Origin of the sequence: Enterococcus sp. DIV0901a (assembly GCF_051711525.1) — a bacterium.
Taxonomy (GTDB): Bacteria; Bacillota; Bacilli; order Lactobacillales; family Enterococcaceae; genus Enterococcus_B; species Enterococcus_B faecium.
This window is the reverse complement of sequence record NZ_JBIOMW010000001.1, coordinates 1,095,442-1,116,427: the sequence shown is the minus strand read 5'-3', so window position 1 is coordinate 1,116,427 and position 20,986 is coordinate 1,095,442. Positions and strand designations below refer to the sequence as shown.

16 protein-coding genes and 1 pseudogene are annotated in these 20,986 nt (G+C 38.6%); 6 read left to right on the top strand and 11 right to left on the bottom strand.

All coding sequences use genetic code 11. The features are described from left to right. Window positions 1–2: 2 nt before the first annotated feature. The 3 genes from IGL70_RS05285 to uvrB all read right to left on the bottom strand — a co-directional run bounded on the left by IGL70_RS05285 (window position 3) and on the right by uvrB (window position 6,351). Window positions 3–1,268 (bottom strand): D-aspartate ligase, encoded by a 1,266-nt coding sequence (locus IGL70_RS05285; RefSeq protein ID WP_002294441.1) that lies wholly within the window; start codon window positions 1,266–1,268, stop codon window positions 3–5. 262 nt (window positions 1,269–1,530) lie between these two features. Beyond that, on the bottom strand, window positions 1,531–4,347 hold the full coding sequence (uvrA, locus tag IGL70_RS05280) for an excinuclease ABC subunit UvrA (protein WP_002296519.1): 2,817 nt from the start codon (window positions 4,345–4,347) through the stop codon (window positions 1,531–1,533). Between the two features lie 9 nt (window positions 4,348–4,356). Next, a complete protein-coding gene (gene uvrB / locus IGL70_RS05275; RefSeq protein ID WP_002294444.1) occupies window positions 4,357–6,351 on the bottom strand; it encodes an excinuclease ABC subunit UvrB in 1,995 nt (664 codons plus the stop codon). A gap of 258 nt (window positions 6,352–6,609) precedes the next feature. Here uvrB and IGL70_RS05270 point away from each other — a divergent pair, with 258 nt between their 5' ends. Beyond that, window positions 6,610–8,112: an amino acid ABC transporter substrate-binding protein/permease gene (locus IGL70_RS05270; protein WP_002296521.1), complete on the top strand. Its 1,503-nt coding sequence runs from the start codon at window positions 6,610–6,612 to the stop codon at window positions 8,110–8,112. Between the two features lies 1 nt (window position 8,113). Further along, entirely contained in the window at window positions 8,114–8,851 is a 738-nt protein-coding gene (locus IGL70_RS05265; RefSeq protein ID WP_002292113.1) for an amino acid ABC transporter ATP-binding protein, read from the top strand. A gap of 44 nt (window positions 8,852–8,895) precedes the next feature. Here IGL70_RS05265 and IGL70_RS05260 read toward each other — a convergent pair whose 3' ends face one another. Further along, window positions 8,896–9,072: a glycerate kinase gene (locus tag IGL70_RS05260; RefSeq protein ID WP_142652847.1), complete on the bottom strand. Its 177-nt coding sequence runs from the start codon at window positions 9,070–9,072 to the stop codon at window positions 8,896–8,898. A gap of 11 nt (window positions 9,073–9,083) precedes the next feature. Between IGL70_RS05260 and IGL70_RS05255 the strand changes: the two are divergent. Both IGL70_RS05255 and IGL70_RS05250 read left to right on the top strand, forming a co-directional pair. Continuing rightward, window positions 9,084–9,712: pseudogene (locus IGL70_RS05255) on the top strand (PucR family transcriptional regulator). Window positions 9,713–9,889: 177 nt separating this feature from the next. Then, window positions 9,890–11,206: an ISL3 family transposase gene (locus IGL70_RS05250; RefSeq protein WP_104770650.1), complete on the top strand. Its 1,317-nt coding sequence runs from the start codon at window positions 9,890–9,892 to the stop codon at window positions 11,204–11,206. Window positions 11,207–11,318: 112 nt separating this feature from the next. Here the strand turns inward: IGL70_RS05250 and dnaJ are convergent, their stop codons facing one another. The 6 genes from dnaJ to IGL70_RS05220 all read right to left on the bottom strand — a co-directional run bounded on the left by dnaJ (window position 11,319) and on the right by IGL70_RS05220 (window position 17,860). Continuing rightward, window positions 11,319–12,485 (bottom strand): molecular chaperone DnaJ, encoded by a 1,167-nt coding sequence (gene dnaJ, locus IGL70_RS05245; RefSeq protein WP_002289374.1) that lies wholly within the window; start codon window positions 12,483–12,485, stop codon window positions 11,319–11,321. Window positions 12,486–12,635: 150 nt separating this feature from the next. Further along, window positions 12,636–14,465, bottom strand: a complete 1,830-nt coding sequence (dnaK, locus tag IGL70_RS05240) for a molecular chaperone DnaK (RefSeq protein WP_002292134.1) — start codon at window positions 14,463–14,465, stop codon at window positions 12,636–12,638. Between the two features lie 50 nt (window positions 14,466–14,515). After that, complete coding sequence (gene grpE, locus IGL70_RS05235; protein ID WP_002296525.1) at window positions 14,516–15,079, bottom strand: nucleotide exchange factor GrpE; 564 nt, start codon at window positions 15,077–15,079, stop codon at window positions 14,516–14,518. Between the two features lie 93 nt (window positions 15,080–15,172). Beyond that, complete coding sequence (hrcA, locus tag IGL70_RS05230; protein WP_002289532.1) at window positions 15,173–16,216, bottom strand: heat-inducible transcriptional repressor HrcA; 1,044 nt, start codon at window positions 16,214–16,216, stop codon at window positions 15,173–15,175. Between the two features lie 234 nt (window positions 16,217–16,450). Continuing rightward, window positions 16,451–17,617: a radical SAM family heme chaperone HemW gene (gene hemW, locus IGL70_RS05225; protein WP_002289534.1), complete on the bottom strand. Its 1,167-nt coding sequence runs from the start codon at window positions 17,615–17,617 to the stop codon at window positions 16,451–16,453. A 15-nt stretch (window positions 17,618–17,632) separates the two neighbouring features. Then, window positions 17,633–17,860 (bottom strand): hypothetical protein, encoded by a 228-nt coding sequence (locus IGL70_RS05220; RefSeq protein WP_104873761.1) that lies wholly within the window; start codon window positions 17,858–17,860, stop codon window positions 17,633–17,635. A gap of 483 nt (window positions 17,861–18,343) precedes the next feature. On the opposite strand from IGL70_RS05220, the gene IGL70_RS05215 reads away from it, so the two are divergent. Both IGL70_RS05215 and IGL70_RS05210 read left to right on the top strand, forming a co-directional pair. Continuing rightward, window positions 18,344–18,934 (top strand): type 1 glutamine amidotransferase family protein, encoded by a 591-nt coding sequence (locus IGL70_RS05215; RefSeq protein ID WP_002289535.1) that lies wholly within the window; start codon window positions 18,344–18,346, stop codon window positions 18,932–18,934. Window positions 18,935–19,123: 189 nt separating this feature from the next. After that, window positions 19,124–19,837 carry a hypothetical protein gene (locus IGL70_RS05210; protein WP_002323966.1) on the top strand — a complete coding sequence of 238 codons (714 nt, stop codon included), beginning with the start codon at window positions 19,124–19,126 and terminating at the stop codon, window positions 19,835–19,837. A 114-nt stretch (window positions 19,838–19,951) separates the two neighbouring features. Here the strand turns inward: IGL70_RS05210 and IGL70_RS05205 are convergent, their stop codons facing one another. Then, the gene (locus tag IGL70_RS05205; protein WP_002317625.1) at window positions 19,952–20,962 is read right to left on the bottom strand and encodes a S66 family peptidase; all 1,011 of its coding nucleotides are present in this window, start codon (window positions 20,960–20,962) and stop codon (window positions 19,952–19,954) included. Between the last annotated feature and the right edge of the window lie 24 nt (window positions 20,963–20,986).

Sequence of the window (20,986 nt, the reverse complement as noted above, 5' to 3'; positions counted from 1 at the left end):
AACTAGCCTTCTTTCACATGAAAATACTTTTTGAATCTTGGAATATAGTTATGGAACATATATTTCATCAACAACCAGCGCTTGATTGATCGGTCTTTTTCATAAAATACAGTAGTACCGTAACGATTTTCTTTGATCATTTGCTCAGCTAGTTTTTTGTCTTCATTTTCCCGAGCATATTCTAAAAAGATTTTTTTGGGCACACCCATCCATAATCTTGCTTTATCTGATTGATTCGTTCCATAGGTCGTTTCAACAAAGGGTTTGTTGAACACTCGATCTTCTGTGACAAAACGAGCCAGATTCAAGCCGTTCAATGTCACAAAGAAACTGCTACGACCTTGTCTCAAATTGATTTCAAATAATTTATATTCTCCATCTCTAGGATCATACTTCATATCGAAATTGGCAAAGCCTGTATATTCGATTTTTTCCAAAAATGCCTTAATGGTTTGATAGATTTTTTCGTTATAATCTGGCATGATCACAACGTAATTACCAATCGATGCTGGTGTAGGATCTTCTAATAGTGGATGACCAAGGCACATCATCCGAACTTGATGATCTTCATCTACATACGCATTTAGCACACGCATATTACTATCATCACCCGGGATAAAATCTTGTACAATCATTTCACTTTTATAACCGGCTTCGTATATCCGGCCTAAAATTAAATCGAACTCTTCTCTAGTCTCTAAAATAAAAGCTTTTTTTCTTCCTTCAAATTGGACAGAAAGATACTCCACACTGTTTGCAGGTTTCAAAGCAACTGGGAATTCAAAAGGCAATTCCTGTTCCAAATGTCCATTTACTAACATTTCTTCTCTGACGATCAATGTTTTAGGATACGGAAGATCATATTCTTCACAAACTTCATAAAAGCTTACTTTATTGATCAGTCTTTCAAATAAAGAATAATCAATATATGGACAGATAAAATATTCTGACAGCTCTTGTTTATGTTGGGAGATCAATTCTGCATATCCATCACCACAAGCAATCAAAAGATATTTTTTACTCTTATCAGAATATCTTTCTTTTGCCAAACGAAGCATCGTCTCGATAAATACAGGGTCTTTATCAAATCCTGGAATAACTTCTACATTGACAATTTTACTGTAGCGGGTAGGGGCTAACTGATCCGAAGCATATGCTTGGCAGATTTTGCCGTATGCTTCATTAAAAGAACGTGCCATACCATAAACGTTCATGTCGCTTCCTAATAATATAGGGATAAATTCTTCATTTTCAATACTGTTCATCATTATCTCTCACTTACTCATAATCTCTTGTTTTTCTTTTCCAACTACACAAGGAATATCATACCATAAAGAAAAAAGCAATCAAAGGAAACTCCTCCGATTGCTCAATTCTTTTTTGAACGGATTGAACTTATAGGAAGTTTTTATCTATACCAATCAGTGTAGAAAGAACTACCATGTAATGATTCTAGAACACTGATATTAATAAAACAAGCAAAAATTCATTTTTTTATGTTTTTTTAACTATCTCAGCTATCTATCCTCTTTATACCATTATTTTTTTCAAATAGTGACCTGTATAACTTTCTTTTACGTTAATGATTTCTTCTGGTGTTCCAGTCGCAAGGATCGTTCCTCCACCTTCTCCACCTTCTGGTCCTAAATCAATGATATAATCTGCTGTTTTGATTACATCTAGATTGTGTTCAATCACTAAAACTGTGTTACCAGCATCTACTAATCTTTGTAATACATGCAACAAGCGGGCGATGTCATCGCTATGAAGTCCTGTCGTTGGTTCATCTAGTATATAGAAATTCTTTCCATTAGAGATTTTGTGCAATTCACTGGCAAGTTTCATCCGTTGTGCCTCACCACCGGACAATGTCGTTGCTGGTTGCCCCATCGTCACATAACCTAAGCCAACATCAACAATCGTTTGCAGTTTGCGATGAATCTTTGGAATGTGCTTGAAGAATTCTACAGCATCTTCTACTGTCATTTCCAAAATATCAGCAATGCTTTTTCCTTTGTAATGCACTTCTAATGTTTCAGAATTATATCGTTTACCATGACATACTTCACAAGGAACATAGACATCAGGCAAAAAGTGCATTTCGATCTTAATAATTCCATCCCCGCGACAAGCTTCACAACGACCGCCTTTTACGTTGAAACTAAAACGCCCTTTCTTATAACCCCGCATTTTTGCCTCGTTCGTTTGAGCAAATAACCCACGGATATCATCAAATACACTTGTATAAGTCGCTGGATTACTTCTCGGCGTCCGGCCGATTGGGCTTTGATCGATATCGATGATCTTTTCGATACTTTCGTAGCCGGAAATTGTCTTGAATTTACCTGGCTTAGCAGAATTCTTATTTAATTTTTGCGCTAACGATTTCTTTAAGATACTATTGACCAATGTACTCTTTCCAGAACCAGACACACCTGTGACTGCTACAAATTCTCCTAATGGAAATTCAACACTAATATTTTTCAGATTGTTTTCTGAAGCACCAGTGATCTTGATTGCTTTCCCATTACCTTTACGGCGTTCTTTTGGTACAGGGATTGATTTTTTCCCTGAAAGATATTTCCCTGTCAAAGAATTTTCATCATTAGCTACTTCTTCAGGAGTGCCTGCAGCCACGATTTGTCCGCCTTGTTCTCCGGCCCCAGGTCCGACGTCAATCAAATAATCTGCTGCCCACATCGTATCTTCATCATGTTCGACTACAACGAGGGTGTTGCCAAGATCACGCATTTTCTTTAATGAGCCAATCAGTCGATCGTTGTCGCGTTGATGCAATCCGATCGATGGTTCATCTAAAATATACAAAACTCCAGAAAGATTCGATCCAATTTGTGTAGCCAATCTGATTCGCTGCGCTTCTCCCCCAGATAATGTTCCGGAAGCGCGACTCAAAGTTAGATAGTCTAGTCCCACATTTTCCAAGAATGAAAGTCTGTCATTTACTTCTTTTAAAATCGGTTTGGCAATTACTTTCTCTTGTTCAGATAACGTTAAGTTTGAGAAGAAATCTACTGCTTTTTGAATAGACAACTCATTTGTTTGCCCGATATTCGTTCCATTGATTTGAACAGATAGAGCTTGGGGATTCAATCGATAACCTTTACATGTCTGACAAGTTAATTCTGTCATATAAAGACGCATTTGCTCACGCGTGAAATCACTGTTCGTATCATGATAACGACGCTCGATATTCTTCAATACCCCTTCGAAAGTCGTTTCTACATCGCGAACGCCACCAAAATCATTTTCATAATGGAAATGGAAAAGATCATCTGTCCCATTCAAGATGATCTCCTGATGCTCTTCCGGTAATTCTTCGAATGGTGTATCTAAATCGATACCGAAACTTTCACAAGCCTGCGCTAACATTTGAGGATAATACTGAGAGCTGATTGGATTCCATGGAACGATAGCACCTTGACTAAGTGTCTTCGTTCTATCTGGAATCACTAAATCTTGATCGACTTCTAATTTGACACCTAAACCATCACAGTCTGGACAAGCTCCAAAAGGCGCATTGAATGAGAACAGTCTTGGTTCTAGTTCGCCAACAGTAAATCCGCAATAAGGACAGGCATAGTGTTCGCTAAACAACATTTCTTCTTCACCGATCACGTCAACCAGAGCATAGCCGTCTGCTAATCGCAGGGCCGCCTCTAAAGAATCAAATAGGCGAGAACGAATCCCTTCTTTCACAATGATCCGGTCGATGACGATCGCGATATCATGTTTTTTGTTTTTCTCCAGCTCAGGCACTTCACTTAAATCATAGATCTCACCATCGACTCGAACGCGGACGTATCCCTCTTTTTGGATTCGTTCGAATATTTTTTTATGTTGTCCTTTTTTCTTTACCACGATCGGTGCCAACACTTGGATCTTTGTGCGCTCAGGCAAAGCCATTACTTGATCTGCCATTTGATCTACTGATTGACTGGTAATCTCGATATGATCGTTGGGACAAATCGGATGTCCTACACGTGCAAACAACAAGCGTAAATAGTCATTGATTTCCGTCACAGTACCTACTGTCGACCGAGGATTTTTACTTGTTGTTTTCTGATCAATAGAAATCGCCGGACTCAATCCGTCGATGCTATCTACGTCCGGCTTATCCATTTGTCCTAAAAACTGACGAGCATAAGCAGAAAGGCTCTCTACGTATCTCCGCTGCCCTTCAGCGTATAGCGTATCAAATGCTAGGGAACTTTTTCCAGAACCGGACAAACCTGTAACGACCACGAATTTATCTCGTGGAATCGTTACATCTATATTTTTCAAGTTATGGGCACGTGCACCGTGAATCGTAATTTTATCGTTAGCCATGTTGTCCTCCTACTTTGAAGCTTTTAATTCTAAAATCATATCTCGCACATTAGCGGCTGTTTCAAAATCCAATGCTTTCGCCGCATCTTTCATTTCTTTTTCTAATTTCATCAATAACGTATCTTTTTCTTCTTTCGTCATTTCTTCATACGAGACTTGTACCGCTTCTTTTGTATCATCTTCCGATTCTTTCGTAATAGAAATCAAATCTCGGATTTCTTTAATGATCGTTTTTGGAACGATCCCATGTTCTTCATTGTACTTCTGCTGAATCGTACGACGTCTTGACGTTTCATCCATCGCTAGACGCATAGAATCTGTTACTTTGTCTGCGTACATGATTACTTTACCTTCTTCATTCCGAGCAGCTCGTCCAATCGTTTGGACTAAGGAACGTTCACTACGTAAAAAGCCTTCTTTATCCGCATCCAAGATAGCAACAAGGGAAACTTCAGGTACGTCTAATCCTTCACGAAGCAAATTGATTCCAACTAACACATCAAATTCACCTAATCGAAGATCTCGAATGATTTCTGTTCGTTCCAGCGTTTTGATATCACTATGCAAATATTTGACTTTGATCCCTAATTCTTTGAAATAATCTGTGAGGTCTTCTGCCATTTTTTTCGTCAATGTCGTTACAAACACCCGCTGGTCTTTTTCGACTCGTTCATTTATTTCGCCTACTAGATCATCGATTTGTCCCATGATTGGACGAACTTCGATCACTGGGTCAAGCAGCCCTGTCGGACGGATGATTTGTTGGATAACGGTATCTGTTTGTTCATGTTCATATGGTCCTGGCGTCGCAGAGACATAAATGATCTGATTGACATGTTTTTCAAACTCTTCTAACCGAAGTGGCCGATTGTCTAAAGCAGATGGCAAACGGAAACCGTAATCTACTAGCATCTGTTTTCTCGCTCGGTCACCATTATACATTCCTCTGATTTGAGGCATGGTTACGTGCGATTCGTCCGCCACGATCAAAAAATCTTCAGGAAAGAAATCCAATAGCGTATAAGGCGGTTCACCTTCTTTACGTCCGTCCATATGCCGAGAATAATTTTCAATTCCCGACGTGTAGCCCATTTCTAACATCATTTCAATATCGTAATTGGTTCGCTGTTCTAAACGTTGAGCTTCCAGAAGTTTGTTTTCATTTCGCAAGACAGTTAAACGCTGTTCTAATTCCGCTTTGATATTCGCTACGGCATGCTCCATATGTTCATCATTCGTCACAAAGTGAGTCGCCGGGAAGATTGCTACGTGTTCCGTTTCTCCTAAAACTTCACCTGTCAGTGCATTGACTTCTCGGATACGTTCGACCTCATCTCCAAAAAACTCCACACGTAAGGCACGTTCATCTCTTGAAGCCGGAAAAATCTCCACGACATCACCGCGCACTCGAAAACGACCGCGCTGAAAATCTATATCATTTCTTTCGAATTGGATACTGACTAAGTCACGAATCAACTGATTGCGATCTAGTTCTGCTCCCTGTCGAATCGAAACTACTTGTTTTTGGTACTCAAAAGGCGAGCCTAATCCAAAAATACATGAAACGGATGCAATGACGATCACATCATTTCTTTCTAATAATGAACTAGTAGCCGAATGTCGTAATTTGTCGATCTCATCATTTACACTTGAATCTTTTTCGATATACGTATCGCTTGAAGGCACATAAGCTTCAGGCTGATAATAATCATAATAAGAAACAAAATATTCAACAGCATTGTTAGGGAAAAATTCCTTGAATTCCCCGTACAGCTGACCAGCCAATGTTTTGTTATGGGCAATAATCAGTGTTGGTTTATTCACTTTCTCAATAAGATTGGAAATCGTATATGTTTTCCCTGTTCCAGTCGCACCTAATAAGATTTGTGCTTTTTTCCCGCCGACTACGCCATCCACTAATTGGTTAATCGCTTCAGGCTGATCACCAGCCGGTTGGTATTTCGAGACAAGCTCAAAGTGTCGGGAGGTATCTCTCTCAATCATTCTTCGTCCTCCTTTTCATTCATTCCTTTTCATTTTACGACCAATAAAAAGAAAAGGAAAGCAAAGGCATTCCTTACTAAAAAATTATACCACACCGAACATACTTTCGCCACTTTTTTATCTTATTATGCATGTTACATTTTATAACATAAAATGTTAGAAACTCGCATTTTTTTCATTTTTTCGAGCTTACAGTCTTGTCTGATTCAGCACTTTTCGCCTATAATAATAAAATATTGGAAATTTAGGAGGTTGATTATGAAAAGAAAGCATTTATTTCACTCATTTGTTTTCTTAATGACAGGACTTGTGACACTTGCGTTTGGTCATGTTGCACAAGCTGACAACACTACAACGGCAGAGTCAAGCACAAGCGAGACAATGCAAAAAATAGAGCCCAAAAAAGACGTATACGTAATTGCCAGTGACTCTGCTTTTGCTCCATTTGAATTTCAAAACGCAAAGGGCGAGTACGAAGGCATCGATGTAAAATTGATGGAAAACATCGCCAAACTGCAAGGATTTAACATCCGAATGGACTACCGTGGTTTCTCTGCTGCTTTGCAAGCTTTGGAATCAGGACAAGCAGACGGAATGATTGCCGGAATGACTGTAACAGATGAACGAAAGAAAAGCTATGATTTTTCTGATTCTTACTTTGATAGCGGGATCCAATTAGCTGTCAAAAAAGGAGATACTTCGATCAAGTCTTATGAAGATTTGAAAGGAAAAACAGTCGGAGCAAAAGTTGGTACCGAAAGTGCTGAATTTTTAAGCGACCATGAATCTGAATATGGCTATTCTATCAAATATTTTGATGCTGCTGATCAATTGTACGACGGGTTAAAAGTTGGCGCAATCGATGCAATGATGGATGATTATCCGGTAATCGGTTATGCGATCAAACAAGGACAAGAATTGGAAACACCGATCAAAAAAGAATCTGGCGGAAAATATGCATTTGCCGTTAAAAAAGGACAAAATCCTGAGCTTCTTAATATGTTCAATGAAGGATTGAAAGAATTAAAAAGAACAGGCGAATACGATAAGATTATTAAAGAATATGTAGCGGATGGTTCAGAAACTTCCAGTGAGTCTTCCACTGCTGATGAATCAACATTTCTTGGACTTATCCAAAACAACTATCAAGCATTGTTGAAAGGACTTTGGAGAACAATTCTCCTAACTTTGATCTCCTTTGCTTTGGCTATAGTAATCGGTGTGATTTTTGGATTATTCAGTGTAGCACCAATACGCGCTCTTCGCACAATTGCTAGTATTTATGTCGATATCATCCGAGGAATTCCAATGATGGTTCTTGCGTTCTTTATTTTCTTTGGGTTGCCTGGTATCGTTGGATTTACGATTCCTGACTTCCTTGCTGGTGTTATCACCTTGACTCTTAACGCAAGTGCTTATATCGCAGAGATTGTTCGAGGCGGGATCAACGCCGTTCCTGTCGGACAAATGGAAGCTTCCAGAAGTTTAGGTCTTTCTTATAATCGGACAATGCAAAAAATCATTTTGCCGCAAGCGATACGCATCATGATCCCATCATTCGTCAATCAGTTCGTTATCTCATTAAAAGACACAACGATCATTTCCGCAATCGGTGTAGTCGAATTGCTGCAAACTGGTAAGATCATTGTTGCACGTACAACACAAAGTACGTATGTTTACTTGATCATTGCGATCATGTACTTGATTTTGATCACAGCATTGACAAAATTAGCAAAAGTTTTAGAAAAGAAGGTGAAGTAAGATGGCAGAAAAAATCTTAGTTGAGCATTTAGTCAAAAAATACGGCGATAACACAGTATTAAACGACATCAATGTATCCATCAACGAAGGAGATGTCGTCTGTATCATTGGCCCTTCAGGTTCAGGAAAAAGTACATTCTTGCGTTGCTTGAATCGTTTAGAAGAACCTTCTGACGGTGAAATTATTATTGACGGCGCCCACTTGATGGATAAAAGCACAGATATCAACTTGGTGAGACAACATATCGGAATGGTATTCCAGCACTTTAACCTATTCCCTCATCTTTCTATTTTGGAAAACATCATTTTAGCACCGATGGACCTGAAGAAAGAATCTAGAGAAGAAGCAGAGAAAAAAGCAATCAAATTACTGCAGACAGTTGGTCTAGAAGATAAAAAAGATATGTATCCTGAAATGCTTTCTGGTGGACAAAAACAGCGTGTGGCTATTGCTCGTGCTCTAGCGATGAACCCTGACATCATGCTTTTTGATGAGCCTACTTCTGCACTTGATCCTGAAATGGTCGGTGATGTCTTGAACGTCATGAAAAAGTTAGCAGAACAAGGTATGACGATGGTTATCGTTACGCACGAAATGGGGTTCGCTAAAGAAGTGGCCAATCGCGTCATGTTCATTGACGACGGAAACTTTTTAGAAGACGGAACGCCTCAACAAATCTTTGAAAATCCGCAAAATGAACGGACAAAAGATTTCTTGAATAAAGTATTAAATATTTAATAAAAACCAAAAATGCACGGTCGCCATGAAGGGACCGTGTATTTTTATCTTCTTATTTTCTCACCTAATCGTATCATCAGCCGCATCGCTTGTTTTCCTGCACAAACAAGCAATCGCTCTATCTGTTCCATCGCATAAGAAAGTACCATCGGTTCATTGATGATATCAAGTACATAGTCGATACCACCCTCACTTAATTGAGCTTGATTTTTCTTCTCCATATTATGTAGTTGTGGGACAACTTTCTGACAACCAGCAATTGTGTCAAGAACGGATCAATCCTTTATTGGAGTTGCTCGAAAGGATCTTCTCTTATTACGGACAGGCTTTGTTCACTGTACATAGACAACAAATCATTATCCTAGTCAATCGGATTTCCAGAGCCTCATTGCTATCATTGCTTGACAAAATCCAGACAAAGTTTAATAAAATGTATCAGTTACAGCTAAACTTTGGAATTGGGTCGCTTTGTTATACAGAGCAAGAGACACCTCAATCTTTCCTTCATGCCCAACACGCTGTGAACGGATAACTTTCCATCAATCTGTGAACGAGATCCGCTTTTTTGAAGATTTAGACCTCGGGATCATTTTACCAGCAATCCCGTCAGATCAACGAACATTATATGTAAAACGTATTTTGAAAAGCCTGACAGAAGAAGAAGTACATTTGTTCAAGAAGACTTTGGCATGCTTCAGTAAAAATAACGGAAGCATCAAAAATTGCTCAGAAGAATTATTTATTCATAAAAACACCTTGCAATATCGATTGAACAAGTTCCATTCTCTCACTGGTTATACCCCTAGAAACTATGACGATTATCATATTCTAAAGCTGGCTTTTTTGTTGGTACAAACATGACAACTACAAAAAAACCAGGCGAACATATGATTGTTCGTCTGGTTTTTAATTATGGTTCTATGATATTTGGTGTTGTTACTCAAATCGAGTAAGGACACCAAATATTTTTTTATAACAAAAAGACATTTGATTCCTCTATAATTAAGTCGCTGAACCACTTATAGAAGGAGAATCCAAATGTCTTTACCTAAGAATATCAAAATAAAAGATGAAAATACAGACCAAATGATCAAAGAATTGTTAAATATCAAAGATTCAAACATCGCTTTTCCCAAAGATGCGCTGACCAAAGAACGGGTCCATGGCCGAATGGCCAATGTCTTTACGGGAATATTGACTTATAAACCGCACCACTGCGAACTGTGCGGCTTTGAAACAGTGATTTATCATTCGTATAAAGAGAGCTTGATCCAGCTGATTCCTTATCAAGAAGTTCCTTCTTATCTTCGTTTATTCAAGCAGCGCTTTTATTGTAAACATTGTCGACACACATTTACAGCCAAAACTGATTATGTCGCTGAAAACTGCTATCTTTCGCAACCATTGAAATTTGCGATCGCTATTGATTTAAAGAAGAAGATCTCCATGAAAGATATTGCGGCTCGATACTTTGTATCGACCAAAACGGTCGAACGCGTACTAGACTCTTTCTTTGAAGAACCACAGTTAAAACCTGCTTACTTACCGAAACATTTGATGATTGATGAATTCAAAGGAACCAAAGATTGTGAAGGCGCGATGTGCTTTATTCTCAGTGATGCCGACACTGGAATGATTTTTGATATTTTAGATGATCGGAGAAACTTTAAATTAACCGCCTATTTCCAACGCTTCACCCTAAAAGCAAGGCAAAATGTGACTCATATCGTAATGGATATGAATGCTTCTTATCACGTAGTGACACGAGCTCTTTTTCCGAATGCCTGTGTATCGATCGACCGGTTCCACATAGTCCAACAATTGACTCGTGCCTTCAATAAGCAACGAATCCAAACCATGAACCAGTTAAAGAAAAACAATCCTAAAGCAATGAAAGATTATCGTAAATTAAAAAAATACTGGCGAACGATCTTGAAGAAAGAAACAAAAATCAACTATACTTCTCTTCGACAATTTCCGCTTTTCCAACGGAAATACGTGACCGAATCAGAGGTCCTAGACTATCTGCTCTCAATCGATAAGCACTTACGTGAAAGTTATGAAGTCTATCAGGAATTGTTGGCTGCTTTGGAAACAAAAGATTTTACTGCCTTCTTCGAGTTGATCGACACATTACCAGTATCATTGGATAAAGGATTTAAAAAAGCGATTCTTTCGTTAAACAAATATAAAAAAGGCATCATCAATGCTTTGAAATATCCCTATTCTAACGGCAAATTGGAAGGGAAAAACAATTTAATCAAGGTCATTAAACGCATCGCGTTTGGCTTTCGGACGTTTCGACATCTGCGTATGCGAGTCTTGATCCAACAAAATCTCTGTGAGATTATTTAATAACAAAAAAAAGAGGAAACGCCGAAACGTTTCCTCAAGGTGATTTAATTAAAACAACACCATTTGACAATGAGCCTTAATTATTAATGACTTAGCGTTTTTACTAGAAAAACTACTTCCGCTTTTTCCCGCCAAAAGCATCTTTAAACTTATCGAAGAAACCGTCTTCTTGCTGTTCTTCAACTTTGATGCCGCCAGCTTCAGCGAATGCACGTAATGCTTCTCTTTGTTGTTCATTTAGATTTTTCGGTGTGATCAGTTTTACTTTGACATGTTGGTCGCCTGTTGCACCACCACGTAACTTCGGAGCGCCTTTTCCACGCAAACGGAAGTTCGTACCTGTCTGTGTTCCAGCAGGGATCTTCAATTTCACATCTCCATGGACAGTTGGTACTTGGACTTCATCCCCCAAAGCTGCTTGTACAAAACTTAAAGGCAATTCATAGTAAATTTCAGAACCTTCACGATCAAAGATATCACTTTCTTCTACACGGAAGACCACATACAAATCACCAAATGGTCCGCCGTTTTCTCCAGCTTCTCCTTGACCAGCTAAACGCATTTGTTGTCCTTCTTCTACACCAGCTGGTACATTCACTTTAACTGAATGTGCTTTCTTCTCATGTCCTGAGCCATGACAGGTTGGACAAGGTTCTTTGATTTCTTTCCCTGTCCCATGACAAACATCACAAGTTTGACGGCTCATCACTCGTCCAAGTGGTGTTTGGCGTTCTACATTGATCGTACCTGCACCATGACATTTATGACAAGTAGTTGGTTGTGTGCCTGGTTTTGCACCGTTCCCACCACAAGTATGACAGATTTCTTCCCGATTATACTTGATTTCTTTTTCTACACCAAAAATCGCTTCTTCAAAAGACAAGTCGACCGTATATTGCAAATCAGCACCTTGACGAGGCGCATTTGGATCGACTGACCGACCGCCTCCTCCAAAGAAAGAGTCGAAGATATCTTCAAAACCACCGAAGCCGCCACCAGAGAAGCCGCCGAATCCACCAAATCCGCCACCAGCTCCACCAGCACCGTAATTTGGATCTGTGCCTGCATGCCCGTATTGGTCATATGCAGCGCGTTTTTGCGGGTCACTTAAAATCTCATATGCTTCTGATACTTCTTTGAATTTTTCTTCCGCATCAGGTTCTTTATTGATGTCAGGATGGTATTTTTTCGAAAGCTTACGATAAGCTTTCTTTATTTCATCTTCTGATGCTCCTTTTGAGAGCCCTAAGACTTCATAATAATCACGTTTTGTTGCCATAGGCTTTCCTCCTATTGGTTCTCATCATTTTCACGTCGCTTGTTATCATATCATATTTTGTTTGAAACAAAAACCGATACTTCAAACTATTTTTCAAAAGAAAAAGCCAAAGTAGCAACTTTGGCCTTCTCTCGAAATTCAGTGAACTGATTATTTATCGTCGCCATCGACTTCTTCAAAATCAGCATCAACGACATCATCTGCTCCGCCTTGAGCTGCTTCTGGGTTTTCTTGAGCTTGTTGTTGTGCCGCTTGTTCGTATAGTTTAACAGTCAAGTTTTGAACGATTTCGTTCAATGCATCGCGTTTAGTTTTCATTTCTTCGATGTTGTTTGCTTCAACAGCGGCTTTCAATTCATCGCGAGCTGTTTCTGCTTTTTTCACTTCTTCTTCGTCCACTTTGCCTTCTAATTCTTTCAATGTTTTGTCCACAGAGAATAGCAATGCATCTACATCATTACGTAGGTCAACTTCCTCTTTACGAGCTTTATCTGCTTCTGCATTTGCTTCTGCATCTTTTACCATACGTTCGATTTCTTCGTCTGTTAGACCTGAAGAAGATTTGATCGTGATTTTTTGTTCTTTTTGTGTACCTAGATCTTTCGCAGATACATTTACAATCCCGTTTTTATCAATATCGAATGTTACTTCGATTTGTGGAATACCACGAGGAGCTGCTGGAATATCTGTCAATTGGAATCTTCCTAGAGTTTTGTTGTCAGCAGCCATTGGGCGTTCACCTTGTAATACATGGATGTCTACTGCTGGTTGATTATCTGCCGCAGTTGAGAATACTTGTGATTTACTTGTTGGAATCGTTGTATTGCGGTCAATCAATTTAGTGAACACTCCACCCATTGTTTCGATACCTAATGACAATGGTGTAACGTCAAGTAAAACAACATCTTTCACATCACCAGTGATCACGCCACCTTGGATAGCAGCACCCATAGCAACTACTTCATCAGGGTTAACTGATTTGTTTGGTTCTTTTCCTGTTTCTTTACGTACTGCTTCTACAACTGCAGGGATACGAGTAGATCCACCGACTAAAATAACTTCGTCGATTTCTGATTGTGATAGACCTGCATCTTTTAACGCTTGACGTACTGGTACTTTTGTACGTTCTACTAAGTCAGCTGTTAATTCATCAAATTTTGCACGTGTCAATGTCATTTCCAAATGCAATGGTCCAGATTCTCCTGCTGTGATAAATGGTAAGCTGATTTGTGTGCTTGATACGCCAGATAAATCTTTTTTCGCTTTTTCAGCAGCGTCTTTCAAGCGTTGTAAAGCCATTTTGTCTTGAGACAAGTCAATGCTGTTTTCTTTTTTGAATTCTGCTACCATGTAGTCGATGATTTTGTTATCAAAGTCGTCCCCACCTAGATGGTTGTCGCCAGCTGTTGACAATACATCAAAGACACCGTCTCCTAGTTCAAGGATAGATACGTCAAAAGTACCGCCACCAAGGTCGAATACTAAGATTTTTTCGTCGCGATCTGTTTTATCTAAACCATAGGCAAGAGCAGCTGCAGTTGGTTCATTGACGATACGTTCTACTTCTAGACCAGCGATCTTACCAGCATCTTTTGTTGCTTGACGTTGTGCATCATTAAAGTAAGCTGGCACAGTGATAACTGCTTTTTCGACTTTTTCACCTAAATAGTCTTCTGCGAATCCTTTGATATATTGAAGGATCATTGCTGAGATTTCTTGTGGTGTATATGATTTACCTTCTACATCTACTTTGTAACCTGCTTCACCGATATGGCGTTTGATTGATGAAATCGTATTTGGGTTTGTCACAGCTTGACGTTTTGCAACTTCCCCTACTTGGATTTCTCCATTTTTGAATGATACAACAGAAGGTGTTGTACGGTTTCCTTCTGGGTTAGCGATGATTTTTGCTTCGTTTCCTTCCAATACTGCTACTGCAGAGTTAGTCGTACCTAAGTCAATACCGATAATTTTACTCATAATTAACGTCTCCTTCTTTAATTGAAAGTGTAAGTTTTATATCCGCACAATTATTGTGCAACAATGACCATAGTTGGTCTTAACACGCGATCATGTAATTTGTAGCCTTCTTGTAGTACTTCTACAATCGTATCGGCTGGTGTATCTTCAGTCGCTGGAACAGTTTGTACCGCTTGATGAAGATTAGGATCAAAGGCTTCTCCTTTAGCAGGGATTTTTTCAATTCCTTCTTCTTCCAGTGCGTTACGCAAACTTTCCAAGACCATTTCCACGCCTTTTTTCAAACCTGCCCCTTGATCATCTGACACTTCTGTGGCTAATGCACGTTCCAGGTTGTCAATTGATGGAAGTAATTTTTTGGCTAAATCTTGTGAACGGTATTTTTGTAATTGCTCACGCTCATTTTTTCCTCGATTTGCCATATTTGCGATTTCAGCACGAGCCCGCAAGTATTTATCTTCCATTTCTTCTAACTCAGCTTTTAATTTCGCTGTTTCGAATTCTTCCGCTTCAGCTTCTGAAATACCCGAATCTTCTGCAGCTTCGACATCGATTTCCGGTTCTGGCTGAGCATCTGTCATTTCTTTATCTAGTTCTTCTTGATTTTCTTTCACGATACAGTCTTCCTTTCATTATTCAGTCAGCTGTTTGATTGCTCTTACTAAGAAAGAGAGAACGATCAGCTGCAAATAGCTTCGTTATTCACATTACGAGTTTGACAAGTCAAGCGAACGGTAGTAATCAGCAAGTTTAGCTGCTAGTTCTCTTCGATAAACATCGACTAGACCGAACATCCGAGAATAAGGCATACTAGTAGGCCCTAACAAGGCTATTGTACCTCTTCCATGACCATCTATCTCGTAACTTGCTTGAATCATACTCATATTCTGCAATAAATCATTGCCTAATTCAGCACCAATCTTGATATGAATATTGCTATCCATCGGAGTGATCATTTGTGTAAGTCCGTCTGAGTCTTTCATAAAAGAAAACATCGATTTGAACTGATCAAGATCTTGACGGGGCTCATAATCCAAGAGATTCATTTGTCCACTGACGTAAACCTTATCTTCAAAAACATGACCAAGAACGGTGTCAAATAACTGAGACATCCCTTCTGTCGTCTGGAAATATTTATGAAGAATCATCGGAATCTCCGTACGAAGTTTATGGTACACCGTCATCAGAGGATCTCCGACTAGACGGTCGTTTACAATCTGTACCATTTTTTCTAGTTCCTGACTTCCCATATATTCGGGAAGAGTGAACACTTGGCTTTCTACATTCCCCATATCTGTTACGACGATAGCAATAATCTGTCGATTATTCAAGGGTACGATACGAAAGCCAGTCAGTCGGCGGTCTTTTATTTCAGGTCCCAATGAAAAAGTCGTATAGCTTGTCAGCTCAGATAATATCTCAGCAGATTGCTTAATAATCTCATTGATTTCATGAAATTCTCTGCCTAGAGACTGACGAATCAGCAGCAAATCATCTTCTGCTACGCGAGCAGGTTTTAACAAATGATCCACGTAATAACGATAGCCTAAAGCAGATGGAATCCGCCCAGAAGAAGAGTGAGTCTTCAACAGCAATCCTTCATCTTCTAATGCTTTCATATCATTGCGAATCGTTGCTGAGCTGGCCTTGACTCCCTCAGACATCAATGTTTTGGAACCAACGGGCACGCCACTACTCGTATAGTGTTGGATGATCAGACGTAAAATGTCGTTTTGTCGCTTTGTTAACATCTTCCTCACCTCTCATTAGCACTCATATATTCTAAGTGCTAATCCACTTATAAATATAGCAAGAAGCCCTTCTCCTGTCAAGAGAAAGACTCCATTTTTTAGCACTCTAAACACAAGAGTGCTAATTCTAAATAATTGATGTAAATCCAGTTATATCAAAACTTCAATACCTCATTGTCAAACTTTCTAAACTTTTTCTTTTCAAGTTTCGATAAAAAACAAATATTCTTTAAACTATTTTTCAAACAAAAAGCGCTCAAACACATTGTTCCCCAAAAAGGTCCCTCTTGGTGTCAAATAAACACGGTCTTCTTCATTAACAAGTAACCCTTCTTGCTCTAATTCCCTTAGCACATCACCGTACACCGATTCAATTGTTTTTTGATAGCGATCATAGAAATGTTTTTTAGTAATCCCTGTTTTTTTTCTTAATCCTAAGAACATTTCTTCTTCTATTTGATTTTTTCGTGTCAATTTTTCTTCTTCCAATACCGGGCGTTCATTTGCTCGTAATGGGCGTAAATAGTGTTGGATTGGTCCTTTGTTGCGGTAACGAATATCTCCAAGATAACCGCTAGCACCAGCTCCAAACCCAAAATAGTGGTCATTGTTCCAGTACATGAGGTTATGTTGAGATTCATGTCCGGAGAGCCCAAAGTTACTTATTTCATATTGGTGACGTCCATGCTTTTCCATTGCTTCAATCGTCTCTTCAAACATTCTGGTTTCCGTTTCCTGATCAGGCAGTTCGAGTCTTCCTTGTCGTACCCAGTTCATGAACATTGTTTTGTTTTCGAGGATCAATGAGTACAAAGAATAGTGAGGCAGATCCAAAGCCAAAGCTTTTTCCAAAGTATCCAGATATCCTTCTAGTGTTTGTCCCGGTAATGCATAAATCAAATCGATGCTTACATTGGTAAAATTTTCTGCTTCTAAAAATTGCATAGTTTGATACACATCTTCTGCGGTGTGTTTACGTCCAATTTTTTTCAATAAGCGATTATCAAATGTCTGCACTCCCATGGATAAACGATTGACGCCATAGTTTTTCATTACTTGAAGTTTTTCACGGGTCAAATCACCTGGATTCGCTTCTACAGTAAACTCATTACCATTTTGAAAAGGCAGGATCTCTCTAGCACCTGATAACAGTCGATCAAGTTGTTTAGCAGATAAAGAAGTTGGTGTCCCGCCCCCTACGTAAAGTGTTTCTAAATTCGCTGTCGGATGACTTTCTAGCATTATTTTCATTTCATTCAGCAGCATTTCCACATACTCATCTACTGGCTGCCCTTCTAAAAAAACTTTATTAAAATCACAGTAATAGCAGATATGCTCGCAAAATGGGATATGGATGTACGCAGAAACCTTATTTTCTGCGGGATTTATTGTTTCTATCATTGAAATTCTTTCTCCTTACGTCGAAAAGTCGTGCCTGTTTTCGACCTTCTTAAAATCGCGTTCAAGCACCAACTCATTGAAATAAGCCGCATATTTAGAATCAAGGAAACCTAGTTCTAAAAATGCTTGCTTATTGTCATCGGAGCTACACGGTGCTTTTACAGCCTCTCGATAAACGGTAATCGCAAAGCTGACCTTCGCCATTAAGACAAAATCTGCAAAAATATGAAAAGCTATTTTCACAGATTCCTCCTTAAGTGCTCAGACCACAACGCTTTGCTTACAACCTCTCATATACGCATACTAAACGTATTTGGCGAACAAATCCACTAAAAAATCCAAGAATCGACTTCTTGGATGATTTTTTCTTTCATTAAACTGGTTACCTAGTTATATATCTCTAGGGTTGTTTTCATGTCTGAGTGCTCGATATGATTTATTTTTCGTTTCTATAATTACTTTTTGCCTTCCAGTTTCTTTTAATATTGTACTCAAGCAAGTGGGAATTGGTTCTTTTGTCATCCATGTATGCAAAATGTTATAATGCTGGTAAACAAAAATGATTACCTGTCATTTTTATTTAGTTCGTATTTAATTAAGTTGACTGTCTGTATACTCTGTCTAAAACTTAAGAATTGTTGTTTTCGCTGTCGCTACCCAATTTTAATGAATGTCTGTAGGTTAAAACTGTTGTCCTTGTTATAGATAGTAAAGGAGAGCTTGAAAATGAAAACTGCGATTACGTTTCTATTAGAGGAATATGCCGATTGGGAAGGTGCTTATATTACTAGCACACTAAACCAAAATGAGAAATGGCAAAACAAAACTGCTTCTATCCAATCAGAGGTCACTTCCATTGGAGGATTAAAAACAAAAATCGATTACTTAATCGAACAAATACCTGAAAAAGTTGACCTTTTTATTATGATCGGTGGCAATTCATGGGACATAAAAAATCATCATTTATATCAAATAATCGATAAATTGTTAAAAACAGACGTACCAGTAGCTGCTATTTGTGGGGCAGTTGATTATTTAGCTCAGAGCGGATTATTGCAAGGTTACAAACATACCGGAAATGCGCAATTTCCTTGGTTAGAATCGGAAAATTATCAGAATAAAGAAGATTTTATAGAACAACAAGCTGTGAAAGATCGTAATTTGATTACTGCGAATGGAACAGCTCCTATAGAATTCACAGACTTGATTCTTCAAGCAGTCCATTTTGAAACAGAAGAAATAAGAGAAAAAACGATTCGTCTATACAAACTTGGATTCTATGATTACTATAAAAAGTACGGAGATCCTTTCTCCTAATCATTCTCTTCAATTAAATACTCCTTATCAATAGTGTGACAAGTAATTTTACTGATGATTATTTGTCACACTTTTTCTGACATTTATCAAAGAAGATACACTCTATTTATATTCATAGACAAGGTTTTACGGATTCAAAAATTCAGGATTATGCTATACTGGTATTAAAAAAATAATGAGGTATTTTATATGAAAAAGTTAGGTTTTATTTTATTGTTGGTCTCTTTATTCCTTGTAGGATGTACGTCTCCTAGTAAAGAAAATAGTGATCCATCTGCGACCACAGACAAAAGTTCAATCAGACAAACCAGTTCAGCTGAAAAATCAAGTACTCAGAAATCAGCTTCTACTGAAACGAATACATCTTCAACAAGCAGTAAAGTCTCAGAGCCCAATACTTCTTCTACATCTAGTAGTACAGTTGAGACAAATATTTCTTCTTCAACAATAGACACAACCTCCTCACAGTCTTCTCAGTCAATAGATCCGTTAGCAGGATATTCTGATCTACAAATTGAGTACGCACGTGTTTGGCTAGCTATTAGAGGTAATACTTTTAGAGATACATCGGGTGATTTCGAATTACATGTTATTCATTATCCTGCAGGAACACCTATCGCCCCTTATGATGCAGGGAGTGCAGTCTATCCGAAAGATGTGGTTATGCTCACTGGGAAATACAGTTACCAGGGAGTTTTAGTGTATTCAAGTAACCATGACGGGACAATCACTAGTTATCCAGTTCCTTCACATTGGCAAATGCCTGCAGATCAAACATCTTATCCAGCGTTCATTAGAGAAACAACTCAAGAAATCATTGATAATGCATCTGTAGTAGCTATTCCTACAGGAAATCCAAATGATGTGAAACAGCTGATCAATGTGATAGTTATGGATAATTAAAATTTCTAATAGATCATACAAAAAGAAGCTGGCAAAATACTGTCAGCTTCTTTCATTTTCTTTTCTATTTAGATTTGTTGGTCTTTGATAAACTCCAAGGCAGGAAAAAATTTTTTAAATAAACGTTTGCAAAACAGTCGCTTTTCTATCTTCTACCGCTACTTCTGCATAGGCACCATTAATCAATGTCAGTTGTGGCGGTACATGACCACAATCAATATCATACAAGATCGGTAGTTTTAATTCCTTTGACAGATCTTCGTATACATCCTTCATTTTATAATCTAACAAATCCTCTGCCGCACTTCTACCGAACATGATCCCCGAGCTGCCATCAAACCAGCCTGCCAGTTTCATCTGAACAAGTGATCTTCTTAAATCAACTGACGATAGCTCACAGTTTTCTAGAAACCACAAGATCGGCTTTCCATCATTATACTTTCTTTTAAAAGATTGGACATCTCCATAAGGGGTACCGATTAAATGCCTGATCGTATCAATACAGCCACCTAATAATCGTCCCTTCATCCTTACTGCATCTCCGCTGACTGATTGCCAATTTGTTGGTTCAGTGAGATGGAAAACAGAAGATGATGAATGCTCATGGGGCCACACTTTTTGATACTTTTCAGAAGATTGCTGTAGAATCGATTCTCCTTCTCTTGTTTTCAGTACACTTTCCCACATTGCTGTCGTTTCATCCAAGTACTCTCCTCTTAAATCAATAAGGTTAGTTCCATGTGCAGTGGCTATCCCTGTTTTTAATGTGACAGCAAGTAGCAACGTACTAATATCTGAATAACCTACTATCCATTTTGGTTGTAGAGCATCAAAATCGACAAAATCGAGAATCTCAATCAATAATTCTCCTCCCCAAGGCGGAAAGATCATTTGGATATTTTCATCTTGCATCATTTGATTGAATTCATCTGCTCGTTTTCTTGCTGGACCTGATTTTTCCTTATCTTGCGTCCAAAGCGTCTTTCCAGTAACTACTTGGAAAGATTTTTCTTCCATTCTCTTTAAAGCTGATTCGAGTAACGAATGGTGTTCCTCTGATACGCCTGAGGATGGTGCAGTAACCCCAATCGTTGCATTTCTTTCTAATAATGGATAACTTATCATGTTGCTTCACCTCCAAGTATGCAC